The sequence below is a fragment of the Lactobacillus kefiranofaciens genome, from assembly GCF_014656585.1.
Classification (GTDB): Bacteria; Bacillota; Bacilli; order Lactobacillales; family Lactobacillaceae; genus Lactobacillus; species Lactobacillus kefiranofaciens.
Genome location: NZ_CP061341.1, coordinates 173,545 through 185,920, shown reverse-complemented (window position 1 = coordinate 185,920; position 12,376 = coordinate 173,545). Strand labels below are relative to the sequence as shown.

At 43.7% G+C, this 12,376-nt stretch carries 14 protein-coding genes and 1 pseudogene; 1 reads left to right on the top strand and 14 read right to left on the bottom strand.

The window, feature by feature from the left end:
* Positions 1-15 precede the first annotated feature (15 nt).
* The 14 genes from accA to ICI50_RS00865 all read right to left on the bottom strand — a co-directional run bounded on the left by accA (position 16) and on the right by ICI50_RS00865 (position 11,866).
* Positions 16-786: a carboxyltransferase subunit alpha gene (gene accA, locus ICI50_RS00930; protein ID WP_013855212.1), complete on the bottom strand. Its 771-nt coding sequence runs from the start codon at positions 784-786 to the stop codon at positions 16-18.
* Positions 779-1,621 carry an acetyl-CoA carboxylase carboxyltransferase subunit beta gene (locus ICI50_RS00925; protein WP_013855211.1) on the bottom strand — a complete coding sequence of 281 codons (843 nt, stop codon included), beginning with the start codon at positions 1,619-1,621 and terminating at the stop codon, positions 779-781. The genes accA and ICI50_RS00925 overlap by 8 nt, the downstream gene beginning before the upstream one ends.
* Positions 1,602-2,981, bottom strand: a complete 1,380-nt coding sequence (accC, locus tag ICI50_RS00920) for an acetyl-CoA carboxylase biotin carboxylase subunit (protein WP_013855210.1) — start codon at positions 2,979-2,981, stop codon at positions 1,602-1,604. The genes ICI50_RS00925 and accC overlap by 20 nt, the downstream gene beginning before the upstream one ends.
* A gap of 13 nt (positions 2,982-2,994) precedes the next feature.
* Positions 2,995-3,411 carry a 3-hydroxyacyl-ACP dehydratase FabZ family protein gene (locus tag ICI50_RS00915; RefSeq protein ID WP_013855209.1) on the bottom strand — a complete coding sequence of 139 codons (417 nt, stop codon included), beginning with the start codon at positions 3,409-3,411 and terminating at the stop codon, positions 2,995-2,997.
* A 4-nt stretch (positions 3,412-3,415) separates the two neighbouring features.
* Complete coding sequence (gene accB / locus ICI50_RS00910; RefSeq protein ID WP_013855208.1) at positions 3,416-3,886, bottom strand: acetyl-CoA carboxylase biotin carboxyl carrier protein; 471 nt, start codon at positions 3,884-3,886, stop codon at positions 3,416-3,418.
* A 3-nt stretch (positions 3,887-3,889) separates the two neighbouring features.
* Complete coding sequence (fabF, locus tag ICI50_RS00905; RefSeq protein ID WP_188891773.1) at positions 3,890-5,119, bottom strand: beta-ketoacyl-ACP synthase II; 1,230 nt, start codon at positions 5,117-5,119, stop codon at positions 3,890-3,892.
* Positions 5,120-5,140: 21 nt separating this feature from the next.
* Positions 5,141-5,872: a 3-oxoacyl-ACP reductase family protein gene (locus tag ICI50_RS00900; protein WP_188891771.1), complete on the bottom strand. Its 732-nt coding sequence runs from the start codon at positions 5,870-5,872 to the stop codon at positions 5,141-5,143.
* Positions 5,872-6,789 (bottom strand): ACP S-malonyltransferase, encoded by a 918-nt coding sequence (locus ICI50_RS00895; RefSeq protein WP_172985483.1) that lies wholly within the window; start codon positions 6,787-6,789, stop codon positions 5,872-5,874. Before ICI50_RS00895 ends, ICI50_RS00900 begins: the two co-directional genes overlap by 1 nt.
* A 9-nt stretch (positions 6,790-6,798) precedes the next feature.
* Complete coding sequence (locus ICI50_RS00890) at positions 6,799-7,041, bottom strand: acyl carrier protein (protein ID WP_013855204.1); 243 nt, start codon at positions 7,039-7,041, stop codon at positions 6,799-6,801.
* A gap of 58 nt (positions 7,042-7,099) precedes the next feature.
* Positions 7,100-8,083: a beta-ketoacyl-ACP synthase III gene (locus ICI50_RS00885; RefSeq protein WP_013855203.1), complete on the bottom strand. Its 984-nt coding sequence runs from the start codon at positions 8,081-8,083 to the stop codon at positions 7,100-7,102.
* The gene (locus ICI50_RS00880) at positions 8,080-8,547 is read right to left on the bottom strand and encodes a MarR family winged helix-turn-helix transcriptional regulator (RefSeq protein ID WP_013855202.1); all 468 of its coding nucleotides are present in this window, start codon (positions 8,545-8,547) and stop codon (positions 8,080-8,082) included. Before ICI50_RS00880 ends, ICI50_RS00885 begins: the two co-directional genes overlap by 4 nt.
* A gap of 29 nt (positions 8,548-8,576) precedes the next feature.
* Entirely contained in the window at positions 8,577-9,023 is a 447-nt protein-coding gene (gene fabZ / locus ICI50_RS00875; RefSeq protein ID WP_003625233.1) for a 3-hydroxyacyl-ACP dehydratase FabZ, read from the bottom strand.
* Between the two features lie 498 nt (positions 9,024-9,521).
* The gene (locus ICI50_RS00870; RefSeq protein WP_013855200.1) at positions 9,522-10,823 is read right to left on the bottom strand and encodes a pyrimidine-nucleoside phosphorylase; all 1,302 of its coding nucleotides are present in this window, start codon (positions 10,821-10,823) and stop codon (positions 9,522-9,524) included.
* A gap of 95 nt (positions 10,824-10,918) precedes the next feature.
* Positions 10,919-11,866, bottom strand: coding sequence for a sugar-binding transcriptional regulator (locus ICI50_RS00865; RefSeq protein WP_013855199.1), 948 nt, complete (start codon positions 11,864-11,866; stop codon positions 10,919-10,921).
* 195 nt (positions 11,867-12,061) lie between these two features.
* On the opposite strand from ICI50_RS00865, the pseudogene ICI50_RS00860 reads away from it, so the two are divergent.
* Positions 12,062-12,320: pseudogene (locus tag ICI50_RS00860) on the top strand (transposase); the annotation flags it as partial.
* Positions 12,321-12,376: the final 56 nt, after the last annotated feature.

Genomic DNA, 12,376 nt, shown 5'->3' with positions numbered 1-12,376 from the left:
GTGTAAATTCAAGAATTAATAATTTCTAAAACGTCGTTGTCTCTGTTCAATTAATTCGCTCATTGGCAAATTCTCGAGTTCGGTAAACTGTTTGTCCAAGAAGTCGCGCAAATCACTTAAATCATCACCAGGTTTATATTCATGAATAATTTGATTAATAATACCATCTTTCAGTAAACTCTCTGGAGTTAACCCAAGTTCTTCGGCAGCCTGTTGCACCTTTGAAGAATCTTTCCACATAATACTTGCATAGCCTTCGGGCGAGAGAACGGAGTAAATACTGTCCTCAAACATCAACACCTGATCACCACATGCCAAGGCGAGAGCTCCCCCACTCCCACCTTCGCCAACAATGATACTGATATAAGGTACCTTGAGCTGCATCCCCTGAATGATACATTGAGCAACTGCTGAGCCCTGACCATGATATTCGGATTCCACGTCTGGCCAGGCACCTGGTGTATTAACCAACGCCAAAATGGGCCGGTGGAATTTTTCAGCTTGCTTCATTAAGCGTAGTGCTTTGCGATAACCTTGCGGCGTCGAACTCCCAAAATGACGGTCAATATTCTCGTCAGTATCAGCGCCCTTTTGGATACCCACAACCGTGATTGGCCGGTTGTTCAACAAACCAACTCCACCAATCAACGCGTGATCATCCGCCTCTAATCGATCGCCATGGAGCTCAAAGAAGTCAGTTGTCAAACCATGAATCAGCTCTGCAGTCGAAATTTTATCTTTTCTACGAGCACCTTGAACCCGCTGATAGGCTGTTTTATTAACCATATGCATTCTCCTTTGTATGTAAGCGGAGGAGTTGGGTCAGTGTTTTCTTCATGTCGGACCGTTTCACAATCTGATCAATGAAGCCATGTTTCATGACGGTTTCAGCGCTTTGAAAATCTTTGGGGGGTGTTTGCATGATTGTTTGTTCGATTACACGACGACCGGCAAATCCCACTAAAGCGTGTGGTTCAGCTAAAATGATGTCCCCGTCCATTGCAAAACTGGCAGTCACCCCACCAGTCGTTGGATCGCAAAGAACCACGATGTACAATAACCCAGCCGCACTATGTTCCGCAACGGCACTGGAAACCTTTGCCATTTGCATCAAGGAGTGTAGGCCTTCCTGCATCCGAGCACCACCTGAAGAGGTGAACATGACCACTGGTAAATCCTTTCGAGTGGCCAGTTCAAACAACCGGGTAATTTTTTCACCGGTTGCACTGCCCAGACTACCCATGATCCAAAATGGATCCATAATACCCACAGCAACCTGTTGCTTATTCAGCGACCCAATTCCAGTCAGCACACTTTCGTTAAGACCAGTTACTTTCTTGGCTTTGGCAATCTTAGCTCGATACTTCTCATCAGTGTATCGATCAGGAACCGTGATATTTTGATCAATTTCAGTGAACTTATCAAATGTGATCTTGACACGCCGTTTGGCCAAAATCCGAAAACCATACCCACACTTTGGACACGTATGGTCACGGCCCAACCTCATCGATAAAAACTTGGCATGACAAATTGGGCATTCCCGCAGTACATGGTCGGGGATTGCATCCATTCGTTTGACTAATTCGTCATGACTGGGCATTTTAAACCGACTCTGCAACATGGAATCCCTCCTTGTTCGTTAAAACCTGATTCTCGATAAAGTTGGTTGAATACTGGCCGGAATTAAATTCAGCAGTGTTAATCAAATACTTTAAGAAGGTTTGATTAGTCACTACCCCATTGATCTTGAGTTCCCCTAGAATTCGATTCATCTTGGCAATTACGGTATTTCGATCATTCAAATGAACGATCACTTTGGCAATCATTGAATCATAGAATGGTGAAATAAAGCTTCCCTGGGCGACCCCGGAATCAATTCGAACTCCGAGTGACCCAGCCGGAAAGAACAAATGATTAATCCGACCTGGTCGGGGAGCGAAGTTATGACTAGGATCTTCGGCGTTGAGACGACACTCAAGGGCATGTCCCTTTACGGCTGCATCTGCTTGCGTAAATGGCAACTCTTGCCCATCAGCAACCTTCAGCTGGGCTTTAACCAATTCGATACCGGTCACTTCTTCGGTAATCGTGTGCTCAACTTGAAGTCTGGTGTTCATTTCCATGAAGTAAAAGTGGTGGTCTTCGGTCATCAAGAATTCATAGGTCCCTGTATTGGTATAGCCTAATTTTAAAGTTGCATTGGCAACAATTTCGCCCAATTTTTTCCGTTCAGTCGGTGAAATCTGGACACAGGGGCTTTCCTCGATCACCTTTTGGTGGTTCCGCTGAAGGGAACAATCCCGCTCTGGCAGATAGACCACGTGGTTAAATTCATCGGCAATGACTTGCATTTCGACGTGTTTGGCATTTCGAATCAATTTTTCGACATAAATATCATCGTCGTTGAACGATACCCGGGCTTCTTGTTGAGTCTGCTCGAAGGCACTATGAAGATCTTCTGGTCGATCAACCTCACGAATTCCCTTACCACCGCCACCTGCAGCTGACTTCAATAAGACTGGGAAGCCAACTTTTTCTGCAACTGTTTCTGCTTGGCTGGTTGTTTTGACAACTCCCTGGCTACCAGGAATTACTGGCACGCCAGCTTTTTCCATGGCTTCTCTGGCATTTGATTTATCACCCATCAGCGAAATCAATTCGTGACTGGGACCGACAAACTTGATATGACAGGTTTCGCAGAGTTCCGCAAATTCGGCGTTCTCTGACAAGAATCCGTAGCCAGGATGAATTGCTTCACACCCAGTCAGGTTAGCAGCACTAATGATTTGAGCCATATTGAGATACGACTCGCTCGGTTGTGGCCCACCAATACAGATTGCCTCATCAGCTAAGTGAACGAACAAACTGTCTTTATCAGCACTAGAATAGACTGCTACCGCCGTGATGCCCATATCGTGCAGTGCCCGAATAATTTGGACGGCAATTTCACCACGATTAGCCACTAATACTTTTTTAAACATCTGCTCACCTCCGTTATTCAACTGCAAAAATTAAATCAGCTTCACAAATTGATTGGCCATCACGATGAATCGTCCCGTGACCCAAGCCAATATTCCGTTTCAATTTTTTCATGACAACTTCAAATTCCAATTTGTCACCGGGTCGAAAGTCATCTTGAAAAGTGGCATTCTTGATTCCACCGAAAAAGACATTCTTCCCTTTATTTTCAGGAATCGACAAAATCGCCGCAACCCCGGTTTGAGCCATTGCCTCGATCATAATTGGGCGTGGCACTGCTAATCGACTACTCGTTTGGTTGGCAAAGAACCACTCATTAATCGAAATCAGCTTAATGGCTGAGGCTGAAACTCCTGGTTGAACATCAATAAACTTATCAATCATTTCAAAGGGATAACGCTGTGGAATGACATCATTTACTGCTGGTTTCATTTAATTACCCCTTCGTGACTTGAAAAATCGGCTGGTCATATTCGACCATGCTCCCATCTTCAACTAAAATATTAGAAATTGTTCCAGTGACATCGCTCTTGACCTCGTTGATCATCTTCATGGCTTCAATCACACAAACGACCTCACCTTTTTCAACGTGGTCACCCTGTTTTTTATAAACCGGTTTATCCGGACTTGGTGCAAAGTAAACGACGCCGACAAACGGTGCCTTAATTTCGGCAACATTGTCCTTGACTGACTGTTGCGGCTCGCCAGCAGGTTGAGAATTGGCACTGGTAGATTTTGGCACTTCACTGACTGGCGTTTTAGAACCAGTCGGCTGCTGAACAACAACTTGGTCATTCTGCTCACGTTTACTCAACTTTAATTTGAAGTCATCCTGAGTCAATTCGAAGTCTTTCAGTGATGATTGATCAAATTTCTCAAGCAAGCGTTCAATTTCTTTCTCATTCATTGTTTAATCACATCCCTTAAATGCAATTACCGCGTTATGGCCTCCAAAACCAAATGAGTTACTAATTGCGTAATTTACGGGGGCTTTTTTATTGTCGTCGTTAACCAACTCAATATCACAGGCTTCGTCTTGGTTAACCACACCGACGTTCACGGGCATCTGGTTATGCTGGATTGCGCCAATCGTTGCAACGGCTTCAATTGCGCCGGCAGCTCCCAGTGCATGGCCAGTCATCCCTTTGGTACTGCTGACTTTAACATGGTCATTCTTGGCAAAGACTTGTTTAATAGCTTTAGATTCGGCGCTGTCGTTAGCATGGGTGCTGGTTCCATGAGCATTGATGTAATCAACTTCGGTTTCATCGACGCCGGCTTCATCAACCGCTTGTTGCATGGCACGAATGGCACCCTTGCCTTCTGGATCCGGGGCAGTCATATGATAGGCGTCGCTGGTGGTTCCATAACCAACAATTTCAGCTAAAATATTGGCATGGCGGGCTTTGGCGTGATCGTAATCTTCAAGGATCACAGTTCCAGAACCTTCACCAAGCACAAATCCATTCCGATCCTTATCAAATGGAATTGAAGCCTTCTTTGGATCAGTTTCCTTGGACAATGCCGTTAAGGCCGCGAAGCCAGAAATTCCAATTTCATTCACTGACGCTTCGGTTCCACCCGCAATAATGGCCTTCGCCTTGCCTTGCTTGATATACTCAAACGCATTTCCAATCGCGTTAGTTCCTGATGAACAGGCGGTGACAATTCCCTGGCTGGTGTTCAGCGCATTAAAAGCAATCGAAATGTTACCGGCCGCCATATTAATAATTGAATCCGGAACAAACAATGGGGATACCCGCTTAGGGCTCTTATCATGCATCTTGATAACCTGTTCTTGAATAGTGGTCAAGCCACCAATTCCAGAACCATAAATCACGCCAAGATCTTCAGGATCAATGTTGTCTTCGGTGAGACCAGCCATCTCCATTGCTTCTTTGGCACTATACAGTGCATAAGTACAGAACAAGTCATTTCGCTTGGCAAACTTCTTGTCAACTCGTTTTAACGGGTCAAAGTCTTTCACCTCACCAGCAACGGTAATGCCAGTCGGCTCTGCGTCAAATTTGGTAATTTGATTAATGCCCACTTTAGAAGCAAATAAATTCTTCAAAAAACTTTCAACATCGTTTCCAATTGGGGAAACAATTCCCATTCCGGTAATCACTACTCTGCTCATTAATTTACTCCTTCAACAACTCTAAATTGTTAAACCGCCATCGACCGTGACCACTTGGCCAGTGATGTACTGATTATGAATCAAAAATGCGACCGCGTCGGCAATCTCATCAGGTTCGGCAAATCGTTTCAACGGAATCTGATCCTTAAATTCTTTTTGTCGGCGTTCGCTCATTTTACCAGTCATGTCAGTGGCAACCATTCCGGGGGCAACTGCGTTACACCGAATATTTCTCAGGGCACCCTCTCTGGCAGCGGTCTTCGTTAACCCGACTAGTCCGGCCTTGCTGGCTGAATAATTTGCCTGACCCAAATTACCATGTAACCCAGAAATGCTGGACAGGTTCACAATGGCCCCTGAGCGGCTCTTTTGCATGAATTTCATCGCAAACTTGGTCATGTTAAAAGCACCCACCAGGTTCGTGTCGATCACGGCTTTAAAATCAGCTAACTTTAACCGGCTTAACAACTTGTCCTTTGTAATGCCGGCATTGTTCACCAGAACGTCAATTTGACCGTATTTTTTAACAACTTCGCCGACTATTTTTTCAGCGTCGGCTTCATTAGCCACATCGCCAACCAAATTATCAAATGAAAAGCCTGCGTCTGAAAAGCTTTGTTTCTCTTCGTCAGTTAAGGGATGGTGTGAGTTAATCACAACTGTCATCCCATCACTTGAAAGCCGTTTAGCGATTGCCAGGCCAATTCCCTTGGCAGCTCCGGTTACTAATGCAACTTGTTTTGTGTCACTCATTATTTCACCAACTTTGCTTTTGATCGAAAATCGTTTAACGTCTTAACACTATCAATATGGAATGTATGATCGTTCGCCACCACATTCTTGGCAAACTTCATCAGCGTATCGCCAGGGCCCAGTTCAACAACTGTATCAACACCCAATTGAGTAAGCTGTTGAATGCAGTTATAAAAATGGGTTGGATTAATGAGCTGATCGATTAACGTTTGCTTAATCGTGTTAACTTCGAAAGGTTGAGACGTTGTGTTACTGATCACTGAGAAAGCCAACTGGTTAAACGAGACATCTTGAATTCGTTTTGCCAACAAATCGGAGGCCTCCTGCATAAATGGGGTGTGAGACGCAACCGTCATTTTCAACGGGACAACCCGTTTAACACCGTGCTCATGCAGATAATCGGTAGCTGCCTGAAGCCCCTCAATGGAACCACCAATCACAATTTGAGAATCTGTGTTGTAATTGGCTGCATAGATCTCACCCTTCTTCGAACCGACTTTTACCGCTTGGTCGACCATGTCAGCAGTCGTTTTTAAGACAGCCGCCATTTTGCCAGGATGATCCTGACCGGCTTGATCCATGTAGTGACTGCGATCACGAACCAATTGAAGGGCATCACTGAAGTCCAATCCCTTGGCAGCGACAATCGCGCTATACTCACCAAGACTCAAACCAGTGGCACCAACTGGATCACCAAAATCTTGATTGATAATCCGTTCAATCCCTGTACTCATGGCGACAATCGCCACTTGGGTATTGACCGGATTATCAAAAACGGTGGCATCGCTCATATCCATATTCAAAGCTTCGGAAGCTTGATCAATTGTTTGCCGATAAACAGGTTCTTGTTGATACAAGTCCTGTCCCATTTCGTCAAATTGCTTACCTTGGCCGCTAAATAAATAACCTAGTTTCAAATTATCGACCTACTTGTCAGTTTTTTGCTTCAAAACGTAATCAACTAATTCACCGACAGTTTCCATACCTTCATCAGTATCGATTTCGATATCGTAAAGGTCTTCGATCTTGTCAATCACTTCAAAGATGTCCAAACTGTCTAAATCCAAGTCGTTCTTGAAATTGGTGTTTTCTTTAACCTTGTCAGCGTCTACGTCCAATTGGTCTACGATAATGTCCTTGATCTTGTTGAATACTTCTTCTTTAGTCATAATAAATTTCCTCCAAATGTTTGTTATTCTTTTTTTGTTCATCAATGTTCATTGCTTGCTAATATTTCATAATCATGGTTCCAACCGTTAATCCGCCGCCAAATCCGGATAGGGCGATGACATCCCCCCTTTTAATGATTTTTTGTTTAACTAATTGATCTAACAAAATTGGTTCGCTGGCCGCAGCGGTGTTTCCATATTCATCAATGTTAATTGGAAACTTAGCCATCGAGACCGCCAATTCATCGGCGATCCGTTCCACAATCCGTCGGTTGGCCTGATGTAAAACAAAACAGTCAACCTCATCAGCCGTTAAATTGGCCTGCTTCAAGGCGTCGTTAATTGATTCTGGCACGTTCTTAACGGCGAAGCTATAAACTCGCCGGCCATTCATCTTGAAGAACGGTGAAAATGGCTGTTGATCTGTTGCAAATGGTGACGGATTGCCTGTTTGGCCAGCAGTTAAATATTGACCCAGATTACCTAATGTCCGCAGATCTTCACTGATAAACGAACCCTTATCCACAGCTGTGTTTCGAATCAAAACGCCGCCAGCACCATCGCCAAACAGCACTGCGGTGGATCGATCAGACCAATCCAACAATTTGCTGAGGGTTTCGCCACCAATCAAAATGGCATTTTTTTGCTGATTGGCAATCAACATCTGTTTTACCAAATGTAACCCGTAAACAAATCCTGAACAGGCTGCGTCAATATCAAAGGCAATGGCATGATCCGCCCCAATATTACCTTGAACCATCGCACTCACAGATGGGGTGAGATAATCCGGCGACATCGTAGCCACCGCAATCAAATCAATATCTTTAGCAGTTAAGTCACTTTGGGCAGTTAATTGTGTCGCCACATCAGTACACATTGAACTGGTCGTTTCCTCAGTCGCAATCCGTCTGCGCTTAATCCCGGTCCGTTGCGTGATCCACTCATCTGACGTATCCATCATCGTCGCTAACTCATCGTTAGTCACAACGTGGTCAGGTGCCGAACTGGCTGTTGCCATGATTTTGAAATCTTCAAATTTCATCTACCCGAAACCTCACCAATAAAATCTTCCACGTTCATTAACGCTTGCTTCATTTTTTTGATATCCGAACCGTCGAATCCCTTGAGACACTGCTCAACCAATTTTCGATGGAATGCATAATGGGCTCGGTAAAGCAGTCGGCCTTTACTAGTTAACACCAAATTAATGATTCGCCGATCCCGTTGATTACTTATCCGGGAAATGTACCCTTTGCGTTCCAAATTATTTAAATTAGCTGTCAGCGTTCCCTTGCTCAATCGCAAGATCCGAGCAACCTCGGACGTCGTTTTATGGTCATGTAAGCCAATCGTATGGACCAAATGCAATTCTTTTGCGGTGATGTCCTTAAAACGGCTCTTCTTGATTTCGCTCTCTTCGATTCGCATAATCTGATCATAAATGTCCACCAAAGAATCGCTAATGAAGTTGTAGTCTTCTTTAATTTCATCACTTATTGCATTCATGAGATTGGTCTCCTACCAATTTGTCCAAATTAGATTTTCTTCTTAGGATCAGGGACGATAAACGTTAACTCTGCAGAACAGGCAACCTTATCTTCGACCTTTGCTTCACACTTGACTTTGCCCATATTGTCACGTTGTTTTTCCATGGTGACGTGTAGTTTAAGGACATCGCCCGGACGAACGACTTTTCTGAATTTGGCACTGTCAATTGCCCCCAGATAAGCCGTTTTGCCTTGATATTTCTCTGTCTTTAAAATCAAAATTGAAGCGGCTTGGGCAAGTGACTCAATGATCAACACACCAGGCATGACTGGATTGCCAGGAAAATGGCCTTGGAAAAATTCTTCATTAATTGTCACGTTCTTGGTACAAACAATTGACTCACCAGGATTTAATTCGTCGACCTTATCCATAAACAGGATTGGGTAACGGTTCGGAATCAAATCCATAATTTCAGCTGCATCTAATACACTCATTGATTTCTTCCTTTCAGTTGCAAACATCTACATTCAATTAAATTAGTTCGAAACCCGAACTAATTATTGAGAGGCGTCCCTTAAAATTAAAAACATGAAGCCCTCATTTTGAACAAAACACATCATATACCATATTAGTTTGAATATCAAACTATTCTGGTTAACGGCATGCCGATAAACGTCATTGTATACAGGTTGCGAGGACCCGTAAAGATTTTTTTAAATATTTGAACAAAACACATCATATACCATATTAGTTTGAATATCAAACTATTCTGGTTAACGGCATGCCGATAAACGTCATTGTACACGGGTTGCGAGGACCCGTAAAGATTTTTTTAAATAACAGATATTTAAAGTAGCTTCAGTTCAAATGAGCAGCAAAAAAGCTTCACCTCTGAGCGCTACTTATGCATCGCAGGTGAAGCTTTTGGGGATGGATTATGATGGTTCCAAAATTACATCATCATTATGGCTGATTCACTGATTAAAATCGGCTTACTCAATCGTTGTGTAAATCAACTCTGGCACTTTGGCTGTGTCTGCCACTTCAATATTGTCATACAACAATTTCTTAATATCATCAACCTCTTCACGATTACTATAAATCGTTAACAGCGGTTCACCAGATTCGACCTTATCACCAATCTTTTTATTGAGTACAATACCAACCGAGTAATCCAATTGATTGTCAGCCTTTTGACGGCCGCCACCGAGTAACATGCTGGCAACGCCAACTTCATCGGCAACAATTTTAGCAATCACACCTGATGTTTTGGCAGGTAATTGAATTTGGTATTTAGCCTGGGGCAAGACCCCATTTGGATCGTTGACAACATTGGGATCACCACCCTGATCCCTAACCATCGCTTCGAAGCTGTCTAAGGCCTGGCCATTATGAATGACTTCCTCACACATTTTCTGCCCTTCAGCAGTCGTTTTAGCTTTGTCACCCATGACTGCCATGTAGCCACCAATAGTCACAATCAGTTTTTCCAAATCAGCTGGGCCATTACCTTTCAATAAATCAATTGATTCTTCAATCTCAAGTGAGTTGCCAATCGCATTCCCTAATGACTGGTTCATGTCGGTAATCAGCGCCATAAATTGCATGCCAACGCCTTTGCCAATGTCAACCAAGGCCCTGGCAAGCGCTTTAGAATCTTCCAATGTCTTCATGAAGGCGCCCGCACCAGTTTTAACATCAATCACCAAGGCATCGGTCCCAGAAGCAATCTTTTTGCTCATAATTGAACCGGCAATTAGTGGAATTGAATCAACCGTATCGGTTACGTCACGTAAGGCGTAGATCTTCTTATCGGCCGGCGCAATATTTCCCGTGGCGCCGATAATGGCTAAGTGATCCTTCTTGACTTGTTTAATGAAATCCTGCTCACTAATTTCAACCTGATAGCCTGGAATGGCTTCCAGTTTATCCAGGGTTCCACCGGTATGGCCGAGGCCCCGACCGGAGATCATGGGTACCGGGATCCCTAAAGCGGCCACCACCGTTGCCAAAGGAATACTTGTTTTGTCTCCCACCCCACCAGTGGAATGCTTATCGACTTTGACACCATGAATGCTGCTCAAGTCCAGATGATCGCCGGATTCCATCATTTTCATCGTTAAGGTCGACTGCTCTTCAGTCGTCATTCCCTTAAAGAAGATCGCCATTAATAAGGCGCTGGTTTGGTAATCAGGAATTTTGCCCGACACTACGCCGTCAACAAAATATTGAATTTGCTCCTCAGTGAGTTCTTTTCCTGAACGTTTTGCATGAATAATATCAACCATTCTCATAACGAAGTCTCCTTCCAAGTAACCGTTTACATATTGCTATTATCAAAATCCGGGAAATTATCAAGTCCCCCACTTAATAATCCCCCGACTCTTAGTCAATAATCCAACAATAACTGTGCCAAGCTTTGATCAATAATGACACAATTTGTGTAATTTGCTTTCAACACCGCGTGCACCCCAGCAACTTTTCGGTTCCCAGTTGCCACCAGGATTGCATACTTCTTTGTCTTTAAGTCATCAAGTTGAATGCCAATTGTGCGATCATCAATTTGCTGGCTGACAATTTTGCCATCTCGATCAATAAACCGTGAAAATACGTCACCGATGACCTCTTTCTGCAATTGAGCTTTTTCCTGTTTGTTAAAATACCCCAATTGAAAAATTAACGCTTCAGATCGAACCGTGCCAACCGTGAACAAAGCAACGTTGGCTTTGCGGCCGAGGTCCAATATGCTTTTGATGTGCCGATCGCTTTCGACCATGTCCTTGGTCACTTTATGATCAAAGATGACGGGTAACGGCAGGTATTCAGGCTGGGTGTGGTAAGCCCGTGCCAACTCATTGACACTTTCGTACGCCCAAGTTTTCTCCTGAGAATGACTGATACTCCCTTTGAGTTGAACAACCTGAACACCAGCTGCATTCTGCTCCTCAACCTGTTTGGTCACCGCATGAATGGTATGACCCCAGCCAATTCCAATGACGTCACCAGGTTCAACCACTGATGTCAAATAATCGGCGGCAAATTTACCAACGCTATCAGAAAGTGAAGCCATCCCCGCGTAGTTGTTGGGCACAACGTGAAACTGGGCCCCGTATTTTTCTGCCAACTGTTGGCCTAACACCTGAGAATCTACCAATGGATTAATGATCTGGATTTTCACCAACCCGTTGTCCTTGGCATACTGAATCAACCGGGAAACCGTTGGCCGAGAAACCCCTAATTGTTTCGAGATTTGTAACTGACTTAAATTATCCTGATAGTAAAGTTCAGCTACTTGCAAACTCTGCTTTAATTTGGTGACATCCCTAATCTCTGTCATGGTCGCTTCTCTCCGAATCGTTTTGGACTTCGATCGATTTGTTTAATTGTTCATGTTCTTAATAGCGGTTTCCAATGATAATCTGGCCATCTCATCAAATGACGTTTCCCGTTCTTTGGCCGACAATGCCTCGCCAGTGAGTAAATGATCACTAACCGTCAGGATCGTGAGGGCGCGAATATGGTGCTTAGCTGCCAACAAATAGAGCCCAGACCTGCTGGTCTTCTATAATTATCCTAAGCAGATCAGAGCTTCAATTTACTCTACCAACATGATTGAATCTTTTAACAACGTCATTAAGCGCAAGGCTAAGCCTAAAGCAGAGTTTCCAAATGAACAGTCGCTTGATACTTTCATTGGCATCCAAGCAATGAACTACAATGACCGCTACTTCAACCGAATTCACAAAGGCTTTGGTCAGGTTCAGGACACCTTAGAATCTTACTTTGATTAAATAAAGAATAAAAAATCAATCTATGAGAAAGATCTATTTACACAAAAGATTTGACA

What these genes read in the sequence shown, in the direction of transcription:
- accA (WP_013855212.1), bottom strand. Translation starts at nt 786, where the DNA reads ATGGTTAATAAAACAGCCTATCAGCGGGTTCAAGGTGCTCGTAGAAAA.
- ICI50_RS00925 (WP_013855211.1), bottom strand. Translation starts at nt 1,621, where the DNA reads ATGTTGCAGAGTCGGTTTAAAATGCCCAGTCATGACGAATTAGTCAAA.
- accC (WP_013855210.1), bottom strand. Translation starts at nt 2,981, where the DNA reads ATGTTTAAAAAAGTATTAGTGGCTAATCGTGGTGAAATTGCCGTCCAA.
- ICI50_RS00915 (WP_013855209.1), bottom strand. Translation starts at nt 3,411, where the DNA reads ATGAAACCAGCAGTAAATGATGTCATTCCACAGCGTTATCCCTTTGAA.
- accB (WP_013855208.1), bottom strand. Translation starts at nt 3,886, where the DNA reads ATGAATGAGAAAGAAATTGAACGCTTGCTTGAGAAATTTGATCAATCA.
- fabF (WP_188891773.1), bottom strand. Translation starts at nt 5,119, where the DNA reads ATGAGCAGAGTAGTGATTACCGGAATGGGAATTGTTTCCCCAATTGGA.
- ICI50_RS00900 (WP_188891771.1), bottom strand. Translation starts at nt 5,872, where the DNA reads ATGAGTGACACAAAACAAGTTGCATTAGTAACCGGAGCTGCCAAGGGA.
- ICI50_RS00890 (WP_013855204.1), bottom strand. Translation starts at nt 7,041, where the DNA reads ATGACTAAAGAAGAAGTATTCAACAAGATCAAGGACATTATCGTAGAC.
- ICI50_RS00885 (WP_013855203.1), bottom strand. Translation starts at nt 8,083, where the DNA reads ATGAAATTTGAAGATTTCAAAATCATGGCAACAGCCAGTTCGGCACCT.
- ICI50_RS00880 (WP_013855202.1), bottom strand. Translation starts at nt 8,547, where the DNA reads ATGAATGCAATAAGTGATGAAATTAAAGAAGACTACAACTTCATTAGC.
- fabZ (WP_003625233.1), bottom strand. Translation starts at nt 9,023, where the DNA reads ATGAGTGTATTAGATGCAGCTGAAATTATGGATTTGATTCCGAACCGT.
- ICI50_RS00870 (WP_013855200.1), bottom strand. Translation starts at nt 10,823, where the DNA reads ATGAGAATGGTTGATATTATTCATGCAAAACGTTCAGGAAAAGAACTC.
- ICI50_RS00865 (WP_013855199.1), bottom strand. Translation starts at nt 11,866, where the DNA reads ATGACAGAGATTAGGGATGTCACCAAATTAAAGCAGAGTTTGCAAGTA.